The 21,010-nt window shown below is 71.7% G+C and carries 21 protein-coding genes; 10 read left to right on the forward strand and 11 right to left on the reverse strand.

The genetic code is table 11. The features are described 5' to 3' along the window. From AB0H82_RS06650 to AB0H82_RS06665, 4 genes are all read right to left on the reverse strand, one after another. A complete protein-coding gene (locus AB0H82_RS06650) occupies nucleotides 1-702 on the reverse strand; it encodes a DUF6766 family protein (RefSeq protein ID WP_362989523.1) in 702 nt (233 codons plus the stop codon). A gap of 83 nt (nucleotides 703-785) precedes the next feature. Next, nucleotides 786-1,190: a hypothetical protein gene (locus AB0H82_RS06655; protein WP_362989525.1), complete on the reverse strand. Its 405-nt coding sequence runs from the start codon at nucleotides 1,188-1,190 to the stop codon at nucleotides 786-788. Between the two features lie 174 nt (nucleotides 1,191-1,364). Beyond that, the gene (locus tag AB0H82_RS06660; protein WP_362989527.1) at nucleotides 1,365-1,778 is read right to left on the reverse strand and encodes a hypothetical protein; all 414 of its coding nucleotides are present in this window, start codon (nucleotides 1,776-1,778) and stop codon (nucleotides 1,365-1,367) included. 1 nt (nucleotide 1,779) lies between these two features. Beyond that, the gene (locus tag AB0H82_RS06665; RefSeq protein WP_362989529.1) at nucleotides 1,780-2,745 is read right to left on the reverse strand and encodes an LLM class F420-dependent oxidoreductase; all 966 of its coding nucleotides are present in this window, start codon (nucleotides 2,743-2,745) and stop codon (nucleotides 1,780-1,782) included. Between the two features lie 134 nt (nucleotides 2,746-2,879). Between AB0H82_RS06665 and AB0H82_RS06670 the strand changes: the two genes are divergently transcribed. The 3 genes from AB0H82_RS06670 to AB0H82_RS06680 all read left to right on the forward strand — a co-directional run bounded on the left by AB0H82_RS06670 (nucleotide 2,880) and on the right by AB0H82_RS06680 (nucleotide 5,599). Beyond that, nucleotides 2,880-4,016, forward strand: a complete 1,137-nt coding sequence (locus AB0H82_RS06670) for a glutamate--cysteine ligase (RefSeq protein WP_362989531.1) — start codon at nucleotides 2,880-2,882, stop codon at nucleotides 4,014-4,016. Nucleotides 4,017-4,109: 93 nt separating this feature from the next. Next, on the forward strand, nucleotides 4,110-4,736 hold the full coding sequence (locus tag AB0H82_RS06675) for a TetR/AcrR family transcriptional regulator (RefSeq protein WP_362989533.1): 627 nt from the start codon (nucleotides 4,110-4,112) through the stop codon (nucleotides 4,734-4,736). Further along, entirely contained in the window at nucleotides 4,733-5,599 is an 867-nt protein-coding gene (locus AB0H82_RS06680) for an alpha/beta hydrolase (RefSeq protein WP_362989535.1), read from the forward strand. The genes AB0H82_RS06675 and AB0H82_RS06680 overlap by 4 nt, the downstream gene beginning before the upstream one ends. A 601-nt stretch (nucleotides 5,600-6,200) precedes the next feature. On the opposite strand, the gene AB0H82_RS06685 is transcribed toward AB0H82_RS06680, so the two are convergent. The 5 genes from AB0H82_RS06685 to AB0H82_RS06705 all read right to left on the reverse strand — a co-directional run bounded on the left by AB0H82_RS06685 (nucleotide 6,201) and on the right by AB0H82_RS06705 (nucleotide 10,922). Further along, nucleotides 6,201-6,518, reverse strand: a complete 318-nt coding sequence (locus tag AB0H82_RS06685; RefSeq protein ID WP_362989537.1) for an SCO5918 family protein — start codon at nucleotides 6,516-6,518, stop codon at nucleotides 6,201-6,203. 58 nt (nucleotides 6,519-6,576) lie between these two features. Next, a complete protein-coding gene (locus AB0H82_RS06690; protein ID WP_362989663.1) occupies nucleotides 6,577-6,831 on the reverse strand; it encodes a CBS domain-containing protein in 255 nt (84 codons plus the stop codon). 74 nt (nucleotides 6,832-6,905) lie between these two features. After that, on the reverse strand, nucleotides 6,906-8,381 hold the full coding sequence (locus AB0H82_RS06695; protein ID WP_362989539.1) for a DEAD/DEAH box helicase: 1,476 nt from the start codon (nucleotides 8,379-8,381) through the stop codon (nucleotides 6,906-6,908). Nucleotides 8,382-8,558: 177 nt separating this feature from the next. Further along, nucleotides 8,559-8,762, reverse strand: coding sequence for a cold-shock protein (locus tag AB0H82_RS06700; RefSeq protein WP_042169227.1), 204 nt, complete (start codon nucleotides 8,760-8,762; stop codon nucleotides 8,559-8,561). 318 nt (nucleotides 8,763-9,080) lie between these two features. Beyond that, nucleotides 9,081-10,922 (reverse strand): APC family permease, encoded by a 1,842-nt coding sequence (locus tag AB0H82_RS06705; RefSeq protein WP_362989541.1) that lies wholly within the window; start codon nucleotides 10,920-10,922, stop codon nucleotides 9,081-9,083. A gap of 248 nt (nucleotides 10,923-11,170) precedes the next feature. Between AB0H82_RS06705 and AB0H82_RS06710 the strand changes: the two genes are divergently transcribed. The 7 genes from AB0H82_RS06710 (at nucleotide 11,171) to AB0H82_RS06740 (ending at nucleotide 17,920) form a co-directional block, all read left to right on the forward strand. After that, a complete protein-coding gene (locus AB0H82_RS06710) occupies nucleotides 11,171-12,325 on the forward strand; it encodes an aminotransferase class V-fold PLP-dependent enzyme (RefSeq protein ID WP_362989543.1) in 1,155 nt (384 codons plus the stop codon). Nucleotides 12,326-12,781: 456 nt separating this feature from the next. Next, the gene (locus tag AB0H82_RS06715; RefSeq protein ID WP_362989545.1) at nucleotides 12,782-14,107 is read left to right on the forward strand and encodes an ATP-binding protein; all 1,326 of its coding nucleotides are present in this window, start codon (nucleotides 12,782-12,784) and stop codon (nucleotides 14,105-14,107) included. A gap of 3 nt (nucleotides 14,108-14,110) precedes the next feature. After that, nucleotides 14,111-14,527: a roadblock/LC7 domain-containing protein gene (locus AB0H82_RS06720; protein ID WP_362989547.1), complete on the forward strand. Its 417-nt coding sequence runs from the start codon at nucleotides 14,111-14,113 to the stop codon at nucleotides 14,525-14,527. Beyond that, entirely contained in the window at nucleotides 14,524-14,880 is a 357-nt protein-coding gene (locus tag AB0H82_RS06725) for a DUF742 domain-containing protein (protein ID WP_362989549.1), read from the forward strand. Before AB0H82_RS06720 ends, AB0H82_RS06725 begins: the two co-directional genes overlap by 4 nt. Further along, the gene (locus AB0H82_RS06730) at nucleotides 14,858-15,469 is read left to right on the forward strand and encodes an ATP/GTP-binding protein (protein WP_362989551.1); all 612 of its coding nucleotides are present in this window, start codon (nucleotides 14,858-14,860) and stop codon (nucleotides 15,467-15,469) included. Before AB0H82_RS06725 ends, AB0H82_RS06730 begins: the two co-directional genes overlap by 23 nt. Beyond that, a complete protein-coding gene (locus AB0H82_RS06735; protein WP_362989553.1) occupies nucleotides 15,466-16,674 on the forward strand; it encodes a cytochrome P450 in 1,209 nt (402 codons plus the stop codon). The genes AB0H82_RS06730 and AB0H82_RS06735 overlap by 4 nt, the downstream gene beginning before the upstream one ends. Nucleotides 16,675-16,687: 13 nt before the next feature. After that, on the forward strand, nucleotides 16,688-17,920 hold the full coding sequence (locus tag AB0H82_RS06740) for a cytochrome P450 (RefSeq protein ID WP_362989555.1): 1,233 nt from the start codon (nucleotides 16,688-16,690) through the stop codon (nucleotides 17,918-17,920). A gap of 81 nt (nucleotides 17,921-18,001) precedes the next feature. Here AB0H82_RS06740 and AB0H82_RS06745 read toward each other — a convergent pair whose 3' ends face one another. Together AB0H82_RS06745 and AB0H82_RS06750 are read right to left on the reverse strand one after the other, a co-directional pair. Then, entirely contained in the window at nucleotides 18,002-19,312 is a 1,311-nt protein-coding gene (locus AB0H82_RS06745; protein ID WP_362989557.1) for a cation:proton antiporter, read from the reverse strand. Nucleotides 19,313-19,539: 227 nt separating this feature from the next. Then, nucleotides 19,540-20,952 (reverse strand): hypothetical protein, encoded by a 1,413-nt coding sequence (locus AB0H82_RS06750; RefSeq protein WP_362989559.1) that lies wholly within the window; start codon nucleotides 20,950-20,952, stop codon nucleotides 19,540-19,542. Between the last annotated feature and the right edge of the window lie 58 nt (nucleotides 20,953-21,010).

A 21,010-nucleotide genomic window follows, 5' to 3' on the forward strand; every position in this document is an offset into this window, starting at 1 on the left:
TCAGCCGCCTTCGACGCCGGTCGCGCCGTGCGGGGAGCCGACCGGCTTCGACTCCGGGGAGCCGCGCTGGCGCAGATAGACGGAGAAGACGGCCATCGACCCGACGGCGAGGAGCTCGGACTGCCAGTTCTGCAGGGTCCTGCTCCAGAAGTCGGCGGCACCGAGGTACTCGAACCAGCCGATGGGGGCCTGGAGTTCACGCAGGTGGTCTTCGTTGTAAGCGGCTGTGCCCGCGACGGACTGGGCCAGCCAGGAGAGCAGGAACAGGGCGCACATGAGGATGCCGAGCGAGCGGGAGTACCAGGCCTGACGCGCTCCGCCGACGGAGGCCAAGTGCGGCGAGTCGTGCTGCGCGTGTGCGCCGGTCCGCTGGTCCTCGTCGGACTCGGTGCCCGCCTTGTGGAGCTCCTTGGACTCGGGCGAGCCGCGCTGGAGCAGCCAGACCGTGCCGAAGATGTAGAGGAAGAACTGCAGGTATTCGGACTGCCAGTTCTCCATCACGTCCACGGCGAAGTCGGAGCTCAGGAGATAGCCGCCGAAGCTCATCGGGGCCAGGTCCTCGGCGGCGAGGTGGTTGTTGAAGTCGGCGTGCCCGGCGACCGCCTGCCCGGCGAGGGTGAGGAGGAAGCCCGCGCCGAAGGCGAGGGTCAGGCTGTTGTCGTGCAGGAAGCCACGAGCGCCCTTCTCGCGCCCCGGCCTCATCGCTGCATCAGCCCCAGCACCGTGCAGTAGGCCAGCCCGGCGGCCACCATCAGCAGATACACCGTGAACATCGTCCGCACCGGTCAACCCCCCTTGATCAGACACTGATACGGCTTCTCGGGGCGCTCGGTACAGCCGGCGGCCGTGACCTTCCAGCCGTCCGGGAAGGACGACAGGAAGAGCGTGTCGCGGTCGGTCACGACGCGCGCCTGACGCCCGTACACGTCGACGTGCCGCACCTCGGCCGCGGTGGGCAGCCCCGCGTCGGGCAGAGCCCGTGCGCAGGGCAGGTCGGCGGACTGCTCCAGCTCGTCGCGGGTGCCGGGGGCGAGCGCCCCGCAGCCGCGTGCGGCGTCCGAGGCGCGCAGGCCGGCCTCGAACCGGGTGACGGCCCGGGCCGCGCCGTCCTCGCGTGCCCCGACGTCCCCGCAACCGCTGAGGGTGCAGCACGACAGTGCCGCGGCCACCCCCCACCTCGTTCCGCGCACCAGTTCTGCTCTCCTTCGCGGTCCCGTCGGCTCGTGACTGCTGCCCCACCGCGACGGCGGTCCGTCAGGGTGCAGGCCCTCCGACGATGCCGTCGCCCCGTCCGGGCACGCGGAACCCGTACGTCCGACACGCGGACGTGCACCCGAACGGACGGCACCCGTTCGGCCGCCCCCTCAGCCGTCCTCGGGCGGTGCTCCGCGCTCGGGGCCGGTCAGCCGGAGCTGCACCTCGACCTCCTGGTCGCCCGAGACGCTGCCCGCGGCCGACACGACGAAGGCCGATTCGAGCGTCCTGCGCAGGCGGGCCACCGCGACCGGGCCGCCCTGCAGGTCCGCGGTGACCGAGCCCGCGAGCAGTACGCCCGGGACGGAGTCCGGAGTGTGGGCGGCGAGGAAGCCACCGGTCCAGACGGCGGGGCACTCCTCCCCCGTCTGGCGTGGCGCGTCGCTTCCGCGGTCGGACGTGAAGTGGGCGCGCAGGACGTTGAAGACGGTGTCCGCGTCGGCCGGTGAGCACTCACCGAGGACCACTTGCACGAGGTCCGGGGACGGGGCGTGCGGTGTACGGGAGTCTCGGGTCTCCGGCACGTCACAGCTCCCGCAGCGCGGGCAGGAGCTTCTTCTCGGCCCACTCGATGAAGGGACGCTGGTGGTCGCCGCCCACCTGTACGAGGGCGACCTCCGTGAAGCCCGCGTCGACGAAGGGGCGTACGGCTTCAACGAAGTCGTCGACACTGTCTCCGCACGGGATCTGCCGGGCGATGTCCTCCGGGGTGACGAACTGTGTGGCGCCGGCGAACCCGGAGGGCCCGGGCAATTCGGAGTTGACCGGCCAGCCGCCGACGGACCAGCGGAACTGGTCGTGGGCACGGGCCACCGCCGCGTCCTTGTCGGTGTCGTAGCAGACGGGCAGCTGGCCGACCCGGGGCTTGCCGCGGCCGCCGTGCTCGTCGAAGGACGTGAGCAGGTCGGCCTTGGGCTCGGTCGCGATGACGAGGTCGGCGAGCCGCCCGGCCAGCGCACAGGACCGGCCGCCGGAGACAGCGATGCCGATGGGCGGCAGTTCGTCGGGCAGGTCCCACAGACGGGCGTTCGCCACGTCGAAGTGGTCGCCCTGGTGGTTGACGTTGTCACCGGTGAACAGCGCGCGGATGATGCCGACCGCTTCTTCGAGCATGTCGAGGCGGACGTGCGGGGAGGGCCAGCCGGCCCCGACGACGTGCTCGTTGAGGTTCTCGCCGGAGCCGAGGCCAAGGCGGAAGCGGCCCTCCGAGAGGAGCTGCATCGTCGCGGCCTTCTGGGCCACCACGGCGGGGTGGTAGCGGACCGTCGGGCAGGTCACGTACGTCATCAGCGGGATGCGCGAGGTCGCCTGCGCCGCCGCGCCGAGCACGCTCCACGCGTACGGGGAGTGCCCCTGTGTGTCGAGCCACGGAAAATAGTGGTCGGAGGTGACGGAGAAGTCGAACCCGGCCCCCTCCGCCGCGACCAGGTCGTCGACGAGTGCGCGCGGTCCCGCCTGCTCGGTCATCATTGTGTAGCCGATTTGCACCATAATGGATCGGTTTGCCGAACTGCTCCCGCTCAAACATCCGACGAACCCCTGCTCCACCGTACGGATGCGGACGGCGAGCGGGGGTACCGGGGGAACCACAGCCCGGACGGTTACGGACAGAGAGGCAGGCCCCTTTGCGCACTGTAGGAGTGGAGGAGGAACTCCTCCTGGTCGACCGCGAGAGCGGGGAACCCCGAGCCCTTTCCTCCGCGGTTCTGGCGCGAGCGGCCAGGGACACCGGGGAGCGCCCCGGCACGGAGAAGCACGCCGACGACTACCGCGAGCCCGAGGACGAGGCGTTCGAGAAGGAGCTCCAGAGTCAGCAGCTGGAGTTCGCGACGCAGCCGCGGACGAGCATGGACAGCCTCGCGGACGAAATCGTCCGGTGGCGCGGGGAAGCAGCACGGCACGCGGGCGACGTGGGCGCCGCGATCGCCGCCCTCGCCACCTCCCCGCTGCCGGTGAGCCCGTCGATCAACACGGGCAGCCGCTACCAGTGGATGGAGGAACAGTTCGGCCTGACCACTCAGGAGCAGCTGACGTGCGGCTGCCACGTCCATGTGTCGGTCGAGTCGGACGAGGAGGGCGTGGCCGTCATCGACCGCATCCGCCCGTGGCTCCCCGTCCTGGTCGCGCTGAGCGCCAACTCGCCGTTCTGGCAGGGGAACGACAGCCTGTACAGCAGCTACCGCAGCAGGGTGTGGGGCCGCTGGCCGATGGCGGGCCCCACGGAGCTCTTCGGCTCCGCCGCCCGGTACGAGGAACAGGTCGAGCAGATGGTCGCCACCGGGGTGCTGCGCGACCGGGGCATGATCTATTTCGACGCCCGGCTCTCCCACCGCTACCCCACGGTCGAGATCCGGGTCGCGGACGTCTGCCTGGAAGCGTCGTCGACCGTCCTGGTCGCGACTCTGGCGCGGGCGCTGGTCGAGACGGCGGCGCGGGAGTGGCGGGCCGGCCGGCCGCCGCTGGCGCACGGCATCGACCTGCTGCGGCTCGCCGCGTGGCGGGCCGCGCGCTCCGGCCTCGACGACACGCTGCTGCACCCCGTGACCATGCGGCCCGCCACGAGCGCCGAGGTGGTGCGCGTACTCATCGACTACGTGCGGGACGCCCTGGAGGACACCGGCGATCTGGACCTGGTGCGCCGGGCCACGGCGGATCTTCTGAAGAACGGCAACGGAGCGCAGGTCCAGCGGGACCTGTTGCACCGGACGGGCAGTCTGCGGGACGTGGTCGCGGAGTGCGTACGCCGCACACAGCTGACGTGATCGCTCTCCCCCACCCTTGACACTTTTAGAGACCTCTCTATTTTTAGAGGGGTCTCTAAAATTTTCCATGTCATGGCGGAGGGGTGTACGCGTATGCGGAAGGTCGAAGGGGGCGGGCTGCGTGAGCAGAACAAGGCCCGGCGACGGTCCTTGATCCTTGAGGCGACACGCGCGCTCCTGCGGGACGGCCCGGATTCGGTGATCAGTACCGAGCGGATCGCCGAGCGGGCGCAGGTCTCCCCGGCCACCGTGTACAACCTGATCGGGCCGCGCGACAAGGTCTGGGAGGCGCTCGCCGCCGGATTCATGGATGAGCTCGAACGCCGACTGGCGGTGTCGGGAGCCGGTGATCCGCGGGACATCGTGAGGTCGACCGTCCGGCTGTTCGCGGACGACCCGGTGGTGTCGCGGCGCATGGTGCGGGAGTGGCAGGCCAGTGGCCTCGTGTTCGACCGCAGTCCGCTCCTTCAGCTCCGTCGGACGATGGCGGACGCCCGGACGCATGGCCTGCTGCGGGCCGACATCGACACCGACGCGCTGGCGGCCACCGTCGCCGCCTCGTGCGTGGGCGCACTGCATCAGTGGGTCGCCGACCTGATCGACGACGAGCAGTTCCTGGCGCGTTCCCTGTTCGCACTGGACGTCGCCCTCGCGGCGGCGGCCTCGGACCCCTGCCGCGACCAGTTGCTGGCACCGCTGCGGACCCGGGGCACCGCATGAGGCCCGGCGCCGCGCCACGGACCCGGCGTTTCGTGGGCCGCGACGGCATCCGCCTGGTGGCGGACGTATGGGGCGAGGCGTCCGCGCCGCCCCTCGTCCTGCTGCACGGCGGCGGCCAGACGCGCCACGCCTGGGACAGGACCGGCCCTCGGCTGGCCGCCCTGGGGTGGCATGTCGTCGCTCCCGACCTGCGCGGGCACGGCTCCAGCGAGTGGTCGGCCGACGGCGGCTACGACCTCGGCCAGTTCGCCGACGACATCCGGGCGCTCGTCACCGCCATCGGCGGGCGCCCGGTGCTCGTCGGTGCCTCGCTGGGCGGCCTCGGTTCGCTGCTGGCCGCCGGAGAGCCGCCCGGGGCGGCGGTTCGCGCGCTGGTCCTCGTCGACGTCGCCCATCGGCCGGACCCCCGCGGGGCCCACAGGATCGTCGAGTTCATGCGCCGTCGGCCGGAGGGATTCGCCGACATCGGGGAAGCGGCTGCGGCGGTCTCCGCCCACCTGCCCCACCGGCCGCGCCCGGACGACCCCGAGCGGCTACGGAACAACCTGCGCCGCCGCGGCGACCGCTGGGTCTGGCACTGGGACCCCCGGCTGGTGGACGGCTTCGAGGACCGGATGGACCCGCCCGGCATGGCGGAGCGCCTCCTCGGGGCCGCGCGCGGTGCCGACGTGCCGATCCTGCTCGTCCGCGGCGGGAGCAGCGACGTGGTGCGTCAGGACATCGCGGAGCAGTTCTGCGCCGGCGTCCCCCACGCGCGGTGCGTCGAGGTGGCGGGTGCGGGACACATGGTGGTCGGCGACCGGAACGAGCGCTTCATCGAGGCGGTCGTCCCGTTCCTCGAAGGGGCGCTCGCCCGGCCATGACATGCGGGCGGGCAAGTGGGCGGACGACACGCGTCGGGCATGTGGAGGGCCCCGGTGCCGTGTGGCACCGGGGCCCGAAGGAATTGCAACACCATCTGCCGACGTCAGTGTCGCGTCGGCTTTCCGTATCCGCACGGCCGTCCGTCGCTCCGACGGGGGTGCGGGGATCGCGGATGCGTGACCGGAGACCACCTGCCTATCGATGTCCTGCGGTACCCGGGTGCAGATTTCCGCCCGGGCGATCCTGACGGCGCTCGTTTCCTCCGTTCTTCCCTCTCTGTACTCAACCGTGGCCTTTCACAGCGCCACTTCGGCAGCCGGCCCTTCGCCCATCCCGATCCACTCCGGCGCTGGGCCCCACTGCCGTACCGCTGCCCGGCAGTTCGTGTCTGCCGGGCCTTTCTCGATCTCGGCTACGGGAGAAACCATAGACGGGTGAGCACCCAATGTCTACTCCAGCGAGAGCAGATTTTTCGCTTCACTCCGGTGAGGTAATCGGACTCGTCGATCTATGGGTGCGGAACGCGATGAGGGCCTGACCGGCACATGCCGGTCAGGCCCTCACTGCTGTCACTGCTGTTCTGGTGGTCGCTCCGGCGGGTCAGGCCGGCAGCGGAGCGCCCAGCAGGGCGGAAGCCCGCTCGAACGGACTGCCGACCCCGGCGGGGGCTGCCGGGGCGGTCGCGGGAAGGGTCCGGCACGTGAAGCCGAGCTGAGTCATGGCCCGGAGGACCTCACCCGCGCTGAAATCACGGCGGTCCTGCCGGGTGATGACCTGGCCGACCTGCTTGACCGGGTAGTGGCGGCGCCCGATGATCACGGACTGGCCGGTGACCGGCTCGGGCTTGACGCCCTTCATCGTTTCCAGCACCCCGCTCTTGGTGAGGTCGAACGGGAAGCGAGCGATGACACAGCGCATGAGACCTCACATGGGGAGGGGGTGAAGTGGAGGGTCGGGCGGCCCGTGGCGGGCTGGTTCAGTGGACCGGGGTGGCGGCGAGGTCCCGCAGGCGCAGCAGATCCGTGTAACCGGAGCCGTCACGGACAGCGGTGAGCTGGGCCCGGGTGACCAGAGCGGTGCGCCGGCCGTCCTCGTCGCAGACGAGCAGGTGCCCGACGCGGGCGCCGGCCATCACGGACAGCGCGACCTCGACGGTCATGTCGTCCCAGACCCGCGGCCCTGCCTCGACCGCGGTGTCGGCCGAAGGCCCGCGGGCGGGCTCGGTGTCCACCGGCCGGGAATGCGTCTGAACCAGCGTCAAAGGTGCCTCCTGGAAGCGGGGTTGGCGTGCGGAGCGCGAAGGGGTTACGCCGCGGTGTCGACGGCGGGCCGCTGGGCGGCGGCTCGGCGCGCCGCGGAGGCGGGGCGGCGGCGGCCGCGTGCGGCAGTGCCGCGCTTGGGGCGCTCGGCCACCGGCGCGGTGATGACGACCGGGATGCCCGAGGGGGCCTGGGCGCCGGTGATGCGGCTGAGCGCTTCCTCGCCGGAGCGGACCTGGGTGATCTGCGGGCTGATGCCGGCGTCCGACATGAGGCGGACCATGGAGCGGCGCTGGCCCGGGGTGACCAGCGTGACGACGCTGCCGGACTCACCGGCGCGGGCGGTACGGCCGCCGCGGTGCAGGTAGTCCTTGTGGTCGGTCGGCGGGTCCACATTCACGACAAGGTCGAGGTTGTCGACGTGGATGCCGCGGGCGGCCACGTTGGTGGCCACGAGCACCGTGACGTGCCCGGTCTTGAACTGCGTCAGGGTGCGGGTGCGCTGGGGCTGCGACTTCCCGCCGTGCAGCGCGGCGGCCCGTACACCGCTGTTGAGGAGGTCCTGGGTGAGCCGGTCGACGGCGTGCTTGGTGTCCAGGAACATGATCACGCGGCCGTCGCGGGCGGCGATCTCGGTGGTGGCCGTGTGCTTGTCGGCGCCCTGGACGTGCAGCACGTGGTGCTCCATCGTGGTGACCGCGCCGGCCGAGGGGTCGACCGAGTGGACGACAGGGTCGGTCAGGTAGCGGCGCACCAGCAGGTCGACGTTGCGGTCCAGGGTGGCCGAGAACAGCATCCGCTGCCCCTCGGGCCGCACCTGGTCCAGGAGCGCGGTGACCTGCGGCATGAAGCCCATGTCGGCCATCTGGTCGGCCTCGTCGAGCACGGTGATGGCGACCTGGTTCAGGCGGCAGTCACCACGGTCGATGAGGTCCTTGAGGCGGCCCGGGGTCGCCACGACGATCTCGGACCCGGTGCGCAGCGCGCCGGCCTGCCGGCCGATCGACATGCCGCCCACGACCGTGGCAAGGCGCAGCCGGACGGCGCGGGCGTAGGGGGTGAGGGCGTCGGTCACCTGCTGGGCGAGCTCGCGGGTGGGGACCAGGATCAGACCCAGCGGCTGGCGGGGCTCGGCGCGCTGTCCGGCCGTCCGGGCCAGCAGGGCCAGGCCGAAGGCGAGGGTCTTGCCGGAGCCGGTGCGCCCGCGGCCCAGCACGTCACGGCCCGCCAGGGAGTTCGGCAGCGTCGCGCCCTGGATCGGGAAGGGGACGGCCACACCCTGCCTGCCCAGTTCGGCGAGGAGCGTCGCGGGCATGTCGAGATCGGCGAAGCCTTCCACGGCGGGCAGCGCCGGGGTGATCGTCTTGGGGAGAGCGAACTCACCCTGCACGGCGGCGGGCCGGCGGCTGTACCCACCGGAGCGGCGCGGGGCCGACGATCCGAAGCGGCTGCCGCTCTTCCCGGCGGCGGTGCCGTTATTACGGGTGCGGGAGAATCGGTCGTTCGTACGTGTGCGGTTCATGCGGAACCTTCCTCGATGCGGTGCATATCAAGGAATTCTTCCGGCGATGAGCGGCACAGAGAATCACAAGAAATGGACCGAATGGAACGTAAAAGCGAAGATGCTTTACGGAAAAACAATGCAGCTGGGGCCCGCACCCCGAAGGATGCGGGCCCCAGCTGCAAGTGCGCGTTCGCGTCAGGCGGGAACGATGTTCTCGGCCGTCGGGCCCTTCTGGCCCTGCGCGATGTCGAAGTTCACCTTCTGGCCTTCGAGCAGCTCGCGGAAGCCCTGGGCGGCGATGTTCGAGTAGTGGGCGAACACGTCAGCGCCGCCACCGTCCTGCTCGATGAAGCCGAAACCCTTTTCCGCGTTGAACCACTTCACGGTGCCAGTAGCCATGTCATATCTCCTTTGGGGCAGTACATCGGCGTCCACACTGTGCGGACGCCGTGTCGCCGTGATGATTGACCCCGCCCGGAAAAATGACCGGAAATACAAGAGTGCTCCCACCGGCCAGGCCGGTCAGGGGCACTTGAAGTTCGGGAACCACAACTGCAACTGAGATCGACAGTAGCACGCTGAAGGGGGCCTGCACACGGCCGAAAATCCCGCTCCTCCGCTGTGCCAAAAACCCTCACCGCGGGGATCGTTAAACCCTCATCCGGCGGTCTCATATATTGATCGACCGGGAGTCCAATGTTTCGAGAAAATTGCCCCTCAGGTCAGTCGGAAGCGGAGGCGGCAGATCGCGGCGTCCGTCTCCCGGCGTACGGCGTGGGCGACGACCGTGCCCCGCTGATTCTGCAGGATCCGCTGCCAGAGGTGGGCCGGCTCGGTCTCCGGGATGAGGACGGTGACCCGGGTGCCCGGGTGGTAGTCGTAGATCCTCCTGACGTACTCCGCCACGGGGCGGCCCACCGTGCGGTGCCGGGACCTGAGCTCGATCAGGTCGACACCCGGGTTCCACAGCTCCCAGTCGCGGCGCAGCGCGGCCGCCGCCTCGCGGTCCTCGGGCTCGTCGTAGGTCACGGTCACCGCCCGCACCTCGTCGCCGAGCGACACCGCCGCGTTCAGCGCCTCGCCGGTGAGCTTCGAGAGCCCGCCGACCGGGACGATGACCAACGAATGGTCGCGGTGCGGGGATTCGGGCACGCGGCCGATGCCGAGCCGCTCGCCGATCTTCGCGTACGCGCGGTGGACGGTCTCGAAGGAGAGCACGAGCAGCGGGAGCGCGACCACGACGAGCCAGGCGCCGTCGTGGAACTTGGTGGCGGTCACGACGACCGCGCTGACCCCCGTGAGCAGGGCGCCGAGGCCGTTGAGCAGCGCCTTCGCCCGCCACCTGGGGCCGCGCTCACGCCGCCAGTGCAGCACCATGCCGGTCTGCGCGACGGTGAAGCCGACGAAGACGCCGATCGCGAAGAGCGGTACGAGCGTGTTGGTGTCGCCGCCGGAGAACAGCAGCAGCGCGGCCGAGACGGCCGCGAGCGCGAGCACGCCGTGCCGGTGCACCTGGCGGTCCGCCTTCAGGGCGAAGACGTGCGGCAGGAAGTGGTCGCGGGCGAGCAGCTTGAGCAGGACGGGCAGGCCGCCGAAGGAGGTGTTCGCGGACAGCGCGAGCAGGACCGTGGTGGCGAACTGGATGACGTAGAACGCCCAGTTGTGCCCGAGGGAGGCGTCGGCGAGCTGGGCGAGGACGGTGACGCCGTCGACCGGCCGCAGGCCGAAGCGGGAGATGAGCACGGCGAGCCCGATCAGCATCGCGCCGAGCAGACCGCCGAGGGCGATCTCGGCGTGCTGGGCGCGCCTGGCCCGCGGCTCGCGGAAGGAGGGCACGGCGTTCGCGATGGCTTCGACGCCGGTCAGCGCCGAGCAGCCGGACGCGAAGGCCTTGAGGAGGAGCAGGGCGCCCACGGTGGTGGCGTTCTCCGTGAGGACGGCGGCATGGCCTTCGGCGGCGGCGGTCGAGACGGGCGCGTCCCGGAACAGGCCGACGGCTATCAGCGTGAAGATCGCCACGACGAAGACCGCGGTGGGCGCGATGAAGACCTTCGCGGACTCGACGATGCCGCGCAGGTTCACGGCCGTGATCAGGACGAGCACTCCCAGGCAGAGGACCAGCCGGTCGTCGTACAGCGCCGGGAACGCGGAGGTCAGCGCGGCGACGCCGGCGGTGACGGCGACGGCGACGTTCAGCACGTAGTCCAGGACGAGCGAGGCCGCGGCGACCAGGCTCGTCCGGCGCCCCAGCTGCGCCTTGGCCACGGCGTAGGAGCCGCCGCCGTCCGGGAACGCGGCGATCACCTGGCGGTACGAGGCGACGAGGACGGCGAGCAGGCCGGCGATCGCGAGGGTCACGGGGAGCGTGAAGCCGAGGCCGTGACCGCCCGCCGCGGCGAGCACGAGAACGATCGCCTCGGGTCCGTACGCCACGGACGCCATCGCGTCGAGGGAGAGGGCGGCGAGTCCGGTGAGGGCGGTCAGCCGGTGCTTCTCGCCGGTATCCGGCGGTTCTTCCGCGGCCGGGACGGTGCCGGGCTCGACTGTCACGACGGACATGTACGCGCACTCCTTCACGCGCCCTCTCGGGCTTCACGCGCCCTCTCGGGCAGTTCATGGGCAGGTGCGCTCAGGTTCCGTCCGTTCGGGCCGGCGGGAGCCCGTCCCTTACGGGTCCTTCATGTCGCGGGCCACATTCCATACGCGGCTCTGACGGGGGCGGCTCCGGGGGCGAGAATGCGACATCCGCGGCAGCGGTGCCTGCGGACGCCTGCGGCTGCCACCGTCTCCCTGAGACGATCGACGGCGTGCCCCCGACCACCCCCACCGCCCCCACTGCATTTCCCGGCGGCGCCGAGCTGTTCCGGCTCGGCGCCGATGTGGCCCATCTCAACCACGGTTCCTTCGGGGCCGTCCCCGTCCCCGTCGCCCGCGTCCACCGGCGCTTGACGGAGGAGGCCGCCGCGGATCCGGACGCCTTCTTCCTCGGCGTCCCGGACCGGCTCGCCGAGGCCCGCGCCCGTATCGCGGTCCATCTCGGCGCCGACCCCGACGGGATCGCCCTCGTCACCAACGCCACCGAGGCCGCGGGGCTCGCCCTCGACACCCTGCGGCTCGCACCCGACGACGAGGTGCTGGTCACCGATCACGGCTACGGCACGGTCGTCGCGGCCGCCGCCCGCCGGGCCCGTGTCGTCACCGTCTCCCTCGACCCGGCGCTCGCCGACGGAGAGGCGGTGCGCAAGGCCGTGCTCGCCGGCCTCACCCCCCGCACCCGGGTCGCGCTGCTCGACCAGATCAGCTCGCCCACCGCCCGGCCCATCGCCACGCCCGGGCTCCTCGCCGACCTCGCGGCGCGGGGCGTGACGACCGTGGTCGACGGCGCCCACGCCCCCGGCATGCTCCCCGATCCCCTCGCCGGAGCGCCCGACCTCTGGTTCGGGAACCTCCACAAGTGGGCGTACGCGCCGCCGGGCAGCGCGGTGCTCGCCGTGGCCCCCGCCCACCGGGGCCGGGTGCCGGCCCCCGTGCCCTCCTGGGAGGACGACCGCGGCTTTCCCCGCGCCGTCGAGTACCGGGCCACCGCCGACTACACGGGCCTGCTCGCGGCCCCGGAGGGCCTGGACCTCATCGCCTCCCTCGGGCCCGGCCGCGTACGCGCCCACAACAGCGCCCTCGCCGGCTACGGCGCCGAACTCCTCGCGGCGCTGCCGGGGGTGCGGGCCCTGCCCGCCGACGAGCGGCTGGCCATGCGGGCGCTGCGGCTGCCGGCGGGGCTCGCCCGCACCCAGGCCGAGGCGGAGGCGCTGCGCGAGGAGGTGGCGGCCCGGCTCGGTTTCCGCGTGCTGGTCTGGTCCTGGCCGGGGGGCGGCGGCATCCGCGCCTCCGGGCAGATCTACAACGTATCCGCGGAGTACGAACGTCTCGCGGCGGCGCTGCGCCCGCTGCTGGACGGGCGGTGACCAGGTCGCCCGGCATGGTCCCTGCTCATCTGGACCACGAGCGGTGAACACGACAAGATATCGTTGACGCGCGACGCCAACTGGCTCTCTTCAGAAGCCAATTGGCTGAAAACGTATGCCGTGGGAAGTATGCCACGACCGAGGAAAGCCAGGAAGTGCTGATGAGTGCAGTGAGACAGGTCGGGCTCTTGAGACGGCCTCGATGCGCCCACCGGCTCGGCTTCCCACAGACGCCCTAGTCGGCGCCCGCCCCGCGGCATCCCGGTCCACGGCGGGCCCGGCACGCGCCCGTGCGGCTTCCGGACGGGCCCCACACATCGTGGCAGCCGTGCGCACCGGATGCCGCCGGGCCGGCCGCGGGCCGCGGGCCGCAGCGCCTCCCGCATCTGCCACAGTCACCCGTCCAGTCGGCGGCACCTGGCCGCCTCACCCCCTATGAGACCTCCAGAGGACGTGATGACAGACCTGATACAGGCCACCAGCGTGGTGCCCTCGGTTCTCGCCCTGGCCGCCGGCGGCGCGGCCTGGCGGTTCTGGGACCAGTACCGAGGCGAACGCGCCACCAGCGGCCGCCTCCGCAGGGAGGCCGAGGAGCTCGCCGGGCGGCAGCGCGCCACCGAGTCCGTGCTCGCGCAGTTCGCCGGCGGTGTGATTCCCAGGCTGGGGGCCGAGGCGGAGCGTCTCGGCACCGGCCACGGGGTCGACATCGAACTGCCCGAGGCGCTGGTGAACACGGCGCTCGCGCAGCGCCTCGCGGAGCTGGCCGACTCCGCGGCCCACACGGTGCGCAAGGTGCAGTACGACGCGCAGACCAGCACGAGCGCCCAGATCGCCGAGGTCCGGGAGAGCGCTCAGGACGAGGTGGCCCGCGCGCGGCAGAGCGCCGAGGAGTCCAGCAGGGCGGCGGTGCGTGCCGTCTCCTCCGCGATGGTGGGCATGGCCTCGAAGCTGAGCCAGCGGGTCAGTCACGGTGTGCGGCGGCACGAGGGCGACGAGGCGTACGAGACGCTGGTCGGCATCGACCACCCCACCCAGCAGATGCTGCTCGTCGCCCAGAACTACGTGGTCCTGTCCGGAGGCAAGTTGTCGCGTCGCTGGCCGGCCACCCCGCTGACCGACGTGGTGCGGGCCGCGATGGGCAGCATCGAGGAGTACGAGCGCGTCGAGCACCAGGAGCTCGACGCCACGCTGACCAGCCGGGCGGTCGGACCGGTCGTCCACGCGCTCGCGGTGCTCCTGGACAACGCGGTGCGCTACTCCCCCTCCTCCTCGCGCGTGCACGTGGCTTTCCAGGAGGGCCACCACGGCGTATCGGTCATCGTGGACGACGCCGGTCTGCGCATGAACGAGGAGCAGCTGACCTGGGCCCGAACGATCCTGACGGGTACGCGGCGCGACGACATCAACCAGCTCGGCGCGCATCCGCAGACCGGCCTGCGGGCGGCCGCGGCCCTCGCCGCCGACTACGGCTTCCGGATCGACCTGGAGGCGCCGAACCCGTTCGGCGGCACCCGCGTGTACCTGTTCATCCCCAAGAGCCTGCTGACCGCGTCCGCCGCGCCCTCGCCCGCTCCCCCGCCGGCCGCCGAGCCGTCCCCCGGCCGGCGCACCACCGCCAGTGGCCTGACGGTCCGGTCCCGGTCCCGGTCCGCCGCGGGCCGGTCGCGGGCGTCGTCGCCCGAGGCCACGGCGCCGGGGCGGCCCTCCATCGCCGCCGCCTGGGCGCAGGGGACCCGCAGCGCCCGCACCGAAGACCCCACCACCACGCATGAAGGAGCCTGAACCGTGACCACCGGCAACGAACTTGGCTGGCTGCTGGACCGATCACTGGGGTCCCTCGACGGCGTCCGGCACGCGGTGCTGATGAGCTCCGACGGTCTGCTGCACTCCCGGACGTCCGGCATCGGACAGGACGAGGCGGAGAAGTTCGCCGCGATCACCGCGGCCGTTCGCGCCGCCGCCCTCGCCTACGACGAGGAGACCGGCGGCGGGGGCACCCGGCAGGCGCTGATCGAGCTGACCAACCACGTCGGCCTCATCACCCAGGCCGGCGGCAACACCATGCTGTCGGTGCAGACCAGCGGCCCCGACGCGGACATCGGCCTGATCACCCATCACATGCTGGAGCTGGCCCAGCGGGTGGGCCATGAGATGAAGGTCGCGCCGCGGCAGCCCTCCGAGTTCGGCCTGCCGACGACGTGAGCGGACCGCGGCGCGACCCGGACCTGGTCAGGCCGTACGTCCGCACCGACGGGCGGGTCCGCGCCGATCCCGCGGTGCGCCTGGAGACCGTGGTGATCGCCGCGAGCGGGTCGAGCGACGGTCTGGGGGCGGACGCCCGGCGGGTGATGGGCCTGTTCACCCACGCCGGTGGCGGCGGCCTGGCGGTCGCGGACATCGCGGCCGCCCTGGAGTTCCCTCCTTCCACGGTACGCATCCTCGTCTCCTCGCTCATCGACGAAGGCCTGTTGACGCGCCCTGTCGCCGCCGGTGACGACCAACCCCAAACCGATCTGCTCCAGGAGGTACTGCGTGGTCTCCGCGCCCTCGTCTGACGGCCTCATCTATGTGCCACCCGGCGTGACCCGGTCCGCGAAGATCGTGATCTCGGGGAGCTTCGCCGTCGGCAAGACGACGTTCGTGGGCAGCGTCTCCCAGATCCCGCCGTTGCGCATGGAGGAGCGGATCACCCAGGCCAGTGCCGGGGTGGACGACCTGGCACGGACGCCGCGGAAGACGACCACGACCGTCGGCATGGACTTCGGCCGCCTGCACCTGAGCGACTCCCTGGTCCTGTACCTGTTCGGCACTCCCGGCCAGGGGCGGTTCCGCCCCATGTGGGCCGGGCTGACCGAGGGTGCCCTGGGAGCGCTGGTCCTGGTCGACACCCGCAACCTGGAGGCCTCCTTCGAGATCCTCGCGCTGCACGAGGAACAGGGCACGCCGTACGCCGTGGCGGTCAACCTGTTCGACGGAGCGCCACGTTACGACCTGGACGAGATCCGGCAGGCCCTCGACCTCGACCCGCACACGCCCTTGACGACGTGTGACGCGCGTGAGGGCACCTCCAGCGTGCTGGCCCTGATCACCCTCTGCGAGTACCTGTCCGACCTGAACGCACCTGTTTTGGAGTCCCGCCCGTGACCAGCCCGACCACGACCGACGCGGCGACCGAGCGCCGGACAGCCCTGTACGACGCCGAGTTCGCGGCCGATCCGCACGCGGCGTACGCGCGGATGCGGGCCGAGTTCGGGCCGTTCGTCCCGGTGGACCTCGTACCCGGGGTCCCCGCGACCCTCGTCGTCGGTTACGCCCAGGCCCGGCGCATCCTCAACGACCCCCTGCGGTTCCCGGCCGACCCGCGGGTGTGGGAGCAGTCCGTCCCCGAGACGTGCCCGGTCCGCCCGATGATGGAGCACCGCCCCAACGCGCTGCGCTCGACCGGTCCCGAGCACACCCGCTACCGGTCGGCGAACACCGCCGCGATCGACGGCGTCGACCAGCACGAGCTGCGCACGCTCGTCGAGCGGGTCGCCGACGCGACCATCGCCGGGTTCCGCGACTCCGAGGGCGCCGATCTGCTCACCCAGTACGCCTGGCCCATCGCCTTCCAGGTGCTGAGCGCCCTGCTCGGCTGCCCCGACGAGGTGGGCCGCCGCATCGCCGACGGCATGGCCAAGATCTTCGAGGGGGTGGACGCCGCCAGCGGCAACGAGATCCTGGCCCGGGCCGTCGCCGACCTGGTGGCGCTGCGGCGGCGGGAGCCCGGGAACGACATCACCTCCCGGCTCCTCGCGCACGCCGCGGAGCTCGACGACATGGAGATGGCGCACCAGCTCGTCACGCTCTACGGCGCCGGCATCGAACCCCTCACCAACCTCATCGCCAACACCGTCCTCAGGATCCTCGTCGACGACCAGTTCTCCGGTGACCTCCACGCGGGCGGCTCCTCCGTGCGTGAGGCGCTCGACACCGTGCTCTACACCGACCCTCCCCTGGCGAACTACTGCATCAGCTACCCGCCGCACCCCGTCGACGTGGACGGCTTCCTGCTGCCCGCGCACCAGCCGGTCGTCATCTCCATGGCCGCCTGCAACAACGACCCCGCCCTCGGGGACCAGCGCATCGCGAGCAACCGCGCCCACCTGTCCTGGAGCACCGGCCCGCATGCCTGTCCCGCACGCCCGCACGCCTACCTCATCGCCGAGACCGCCATCACCCACCTGCTCGACGCGCTGCCCGAGATGGACCTGGCCGCCGCCCCCGACGACCTGGTCTGGCGCCCCGGGCCCTTCCACCGGGCGCTGTCCGCCCTGCCCGTCCTGTTCCCCACCGCCGCATCCGTCTGAAGGGACCACCACCATGGCCGTGCCCACGCAGCCGATCATCCTCGACCCCACCGGCGCCCGCGCACACGACGAGCACCACCGGTTGCGGGCGCACGGCCAGGCCGTCCGCGTCGACATCCTGGGCGTCACCGCCTGGTCCGTCACCGACCCCGCGCTCCTCAAGGAGCTGCTGACCAGTCCGGACGTCTCCAAGGACGCCCGCGCCCACTGGCCGGAGTTCGCGGATACGGTCCAGCGATGGCCGCTGGCCCTGTGGGTCGCGGTGGAGAACATGTTCACCGCCTACGGAGCCGACCACCGGCGCCTGCGACGCATGGTCGCCCCCGCCTTCAGCCACCGCCGCATCACCGCGCTGCAGGAGAACATAGACACGCTCGTCACCGACATCCTCGACCGGCTGGCCGCGCTCCCGCCCGGCGAGACCGTCGACCTGCGCGAACACCTCGCGTATCCGCTGCCCATCGCGGTCATCAGCCGGCTCATGGGCGTACCGGCCGAACAGCAGGACTCCTTCCGCCGCGTCGTCGACGGTGTCTTCGACACCACCCTGACCGCCGAGCAGTCCGAGGCCAACACCAAGGCGCTCTACGAAGCCCTCCACCTGCTCATCGCCGCCAAGCGCAGCGAACCCGGCGACGACATGACCTCCCTCCTGATCACCTCGCGCGACGAGGACCCGGACGGCGGCATGTCGGAGGACGAACTGCGCGACACGCTGCTGCTGATGATCAGCGCCGGGTACGAGACCACCGTCAACGTCATCGACCAGGCCATCACCCAGCTGCTCACCCACCCCGATCAGCTCGCGCTGCTCCGCTCGGGGCAGGTCGACTGGAACGAGGCCGTCGAGGAGACCCTGCGCCTCGAACCGGCCGTCAGGCACCTGCCGCTGCGGTACGCGGTGACCGACATCCCCCTGTCCGACGGACAGACGATCGCCCGGGGCGAGGCGATCCTCGCCTCCTACGCGGCCGCCAACCGCCACCCCGACTGGCACGGCGACAGCGCGGACGACTTCGACATCACCCGCACAGTCAAGGAGCACCTCGCCTTCGGCCACGGCGTCCACTTCTGCCTCGGGGCCCCGCTCGCCCGCCTTGAGGTCAGCACGGCCCTGCGTCTCCTCTTCGACCGCTTCCCGCAGCTCGAACTCGCTGTCCCGGCAGCCGAGTTGAAGCCGCTCGGCTCGCTTCTCAGCAACGGCCACCAGTCCCTGCCCGTACGTCTGCGGCCCGCGCAGTCGTGACGCAGCTCTGACGCAGTTCTGACGCAGTCCTGACGAGAAGAGGGTGGTCGTGGCCGGCGGCCGGTCGGCCGCGACACCCCTCTACGTACCGCGCCCGGTGCCGTCCACCGCGTGCCCCGGCGCCGGCTCCCTCTTCCGCGAGGGCCGGGTGGTCCTGCGCCGGTCGAGCCGGGAGACCACCGGCCCGGCCGTGAGGCCGTGCAACACGACCGACACGAGCACGGTGAAGGTCACCACCGCCCACAGCTCCCGCTCCGGCACCGGGAAACTCTGCCGGCCCAGCGCGTAGGCGAGGTAGTACAGCGACCCGATGCCGCGGATGCCGTAGGCGGCGACCACCCAGCGCTCCCGGCCTCGCACCCGGCCGCCCAGCAGCCCCGCCCAGCCGGCGAGCGGCCTGACCACCAGCAGCAGCAACAGCCCGGTGACAGCGCCCTGCCAGGTCAGCGGTGCCAGGCCGCCCAGCGCGACGAAAGCGCCGAGGAGGAACAGCAGGGCCGCGGTGAGCAGGCGCTCGACCTGCTCGACGAAGTCGTGCAGCACGTTGTGGAAGCCGTGCGCGCGCTCGGCCGCCCGCACGGTGCACGCGGTGGTGAAGACCGCCAGGAAGCCGTAGCCGCCGGCGAGTTCGGTCACCCCGTACGACAGGAAGGTGGCGGCAAGGGCCACGAACCCTTCCTTGTACTCGGACAGGCGCAGCGCGGTCGCACGGGTCCGGAAGAAGAGCCAGCCCAGCAGCCGCCCGACCAGCAGTCCGCTCAGTACGCCGACGACGCACTTGAAGGCGACGTCCTCCACCGCCCACCTGCCGACCCAGTCGGCCGACCAGCCGGCTCCCGCTGCGGCGGCCAGCGCGATGGCCGCGTAGGTGAAGGGGAAGGCGAGCCCGTCGTTGAGCCCCGCCTCACTGGTGAGGGCGAACCGCACCTCGTCCTCGTCGTGCTCGTCCCTGGTGGGCTCACCCACCCGCACCTCGGAGGCGAGCACGGGATCCGTCGGCGCGAGGACGGCCGCGAGCAGCAGCGCGGCGGCGGGCGGCCAGTCCAGCAGCCACCATGTCGCCAGTGCGGTGACCGCGACGGTCAAGGGCATCGTGATGCCGAGCAGCCGCCAGGCCGAGGACCACAGCCGCGGGCCCACCGGCCGGTTCAGGGCCAGCCCTGCACCCATCAGGGCGATGATGACGCAGACTTCGGTGACGTGCTCGGTCAGCAGCCGGTGCTGCACGGGGTCGACCGCCGGCAGGGGCAGCGGCAGCAGGTACACGGCGATACCGCCCACCAGGAACACCACGGGCAGCGACAGTGGCCGCCCGGCCACCACCCGGGGAAGCACCGCCGCGAGCAGCGCTCCCGCTCCCAGCCACACGAACACGCCGTCGGCAAGCGTCACTGTGCTGTGCCTGTCCTTTCCATGGCCGCGCCCCATGACTCCCACGGGTCGCATTCGTCGTCCTGAGCCACATGGCTCACCCTTCCACCTGCCCGCTGACGAGGCCGTCTCACAGCCTCCGGTGCCGGATGGTCGAGCGGCGGGCCGGCGGCTGCGGTCACGCCGAGGCCCCTGACACCCGCGGAGGCGGGTGTCAGGGGCCGTCGGACGGTGGGGTCAGGCTGGGGTCAGGGGCGTTCGGGGCAGGTTTCGGGCCGGCCCTCGCGGTCCTTCATGACGAAGTTGGCGTCGGCGGCACCGACGTCGCCGACCTTGAAGTTGACCCGGGGCACCTCGCAGGGCTTGAGCGAGGCCATGGTGCCCACGACGGTGCGCAGTTCGACCGTCTCGCCGGGAGCGAGGTTGAGGTTCACCCCCTTGCAGAGGACCTGCTTGGGGTCGTCCTCGACGAGGTCGCAGCCGAACTCCTCCTTTCCTCCGTCGCGGGAGGTGTAGAGCTTGTGGTGCTCCAGCCACTTCAGTCCGCCGGGACCGAGGGTGAGGGTGACGTCCTGCCGCCCGATGCGGTCGCCGGTGTTGTTGGTGACGGTGACCTTCGGTACCGCCTTGTCGCCCGGTTCGGCGGTGACCCCGTCGACCTGCTTGACCGCCGAGCCCCCCGGTGCCGGCGGGGTGGGCGGCGCGGGCGGGCCGGGTTGGGCCCCGCTGCCTCCCAGGTTCCTCACCTTCCACAGCACGCCGTCGTAGTCGGCGATGTAGGCGTTGCCCGCCGCGTCGAGGGTGATGCCGTCAGGCTTGCCGAGCCCCGTCACGACATCGGTCTTCCGGCCGGTCTCCAGGTCGATCTCGACCACCTTGTTGCTGTCGTAACCGACGACGTACGCCTTCGTGCCTGCGGCGTTGATCGCGACGTCCTCCGCCCGGCCGAGGCCCGTGGCGACCTCGTACTTCCGGCCCGTGGACAGGTCCACGGCCCACAGCTTTCCGCCGGAGTCGGTGCTGACGTACGCGGTGTTGCGGGCGGGGTCCAGGGCGAGGCCGTCCGCGTGCGGCACCTCCGAGGCCACCTCGCTCTTGGCGCCGGTGCGCAGGTCGATCTTCCACAGCTTGCCCGACCCCTGTGACGTGAGGTAGGCGGAGCCGTGGCCGTCCAGGGCGAGGTTCTCCACCTGGCTGTCGATGCCGGTGGCCACCTCGTCCTTGTGGCCGGTGTCGAGGTTCACCTCCCACAGGTTGCCGGTGTCGTGGCTCGCGACGTACGCCGTCCGGCCGTCGACGGCGACGCCCGTGGCGTAGGAGATGCCGTCGGTGACCTCCGTCGACTTCCCGCTGTTCAGATCGACCTGGAACAGCCTGCCGTACCAGTAGTCGGTGACGTACGCGTTGCCCTTGCCGTCCAGGGTGACGCTGTCGGGGTAGCCGACGTCCTGGCTCACCCGCCGGCAGGCCGCCGACGGGCAGTGCAGGGGATCCGCCTGGTCGGCTGCCACGGCCCGTGGACCCGCGGCCCACGCGGGAGTCAGGGACGCGGCGGCGCCCGCTCCGGAGGTGAGCGCGGCCACCGTCAGCACGGCCGCGGCCAGCCGGGACCCTCGTCGGGTGCCTGCCCTGCCCGCGCTGTGACGCACTGCGTTCTTCATGGGGTTGGTCTCCTCGCCGGGGCGCGATCCGGTGGGTCCGCGCCCACCGGGAGGGATC

The organism is Streptomyces sp. NPDC050732, from assembly GCF_040654255.1.
Taxonomy (GTDB): Bacteria; Actinomycetota; Actinomycetes; order Streptomycetales; family Streptomycetaceae; genus Streptomyces.

Bases quoted from the DNA above. Each gene is read 5' to 3' on its own strand.
- AB0H82_RS06650 (WP_362989523.1), bottom strand. From the start codon at position 702: ATGAGGCCGGGGCGCGAGAAGGGCGCTCGTGGCTTCCTGCACGACAAC.
- AB0H82_RS06665 (WP_362989529.1), bottom strand. From the start codon at position 2,745: ATGGTGCAAATCGGCTACACAATGATGACCGAGCAGGCGGGACCGCGC.
- AB0H82_RS06675 (WP_362989533.1), top strand. From the start codon at position 4,110: ATGCGGAAGGTCGAAGGGGGCGGGCTGCGTGAGCAGAACAAGGCCCGG.
- AB0H82_RS06680 (WP_362989535.1), top strand. From the start codon at position 4,733: ATGAGGCCCGGCGCCGCGCCACGGACCCGGCGTTTCGTGGGCCGCGAC.
- AB0H82_RS06685 (WP_362989537.1), bottom strand. From the start codon at position 6,518: ATGCGCTGTGTCATCGCTCGCTTCCCGTTCGACCTCACCAAGAGCGGG.
- AB0H82_RS06695 (WP_362989539.1), bottom strand. From the start codon at position 8,381: ATGAACCGCACACGTACGAACGACCGATTCTCCCGCACCCGTAATAAC.
- AB0H82_RS06700 (WP_042169227.1), bottom strand. From the start codon at position 8,762: ATGGCTACTGGCACCGTGAAGTGGTTCAACGCGGAAAAGGGTTTCGGC.
- AB0H82_RS06705 (WP_362989541.1), bottom strand. From the start codon at position 10,922: ATGTCCGTCGTGACAGTCGAGCCCGGCACCGTCCCGGCCGCGGAAGAA.
- AB0H82_RS06715 (WP_362989545.1), top strand. From the start codon at position 12,782: ATGACAGACCTGATACAGGCCACCAGCGTGGTGCCCTCGGTTCTCGCC.
- AB0H82_RS06740 (WP_362989555.1), top strand. From the start codon at position 16,688: ATGGCCGTGCCCACGCAGCCGATCATCCTCGACCCCACCGGCGCCCGC.
- AB0H82_RS06750 (WP_362989559.1), bottom strand. From the start codon at position 20,952: ATGAAGAACGCAGTGCGTCACAGCGCGGGCAGGGCAGGCACCCGACGA.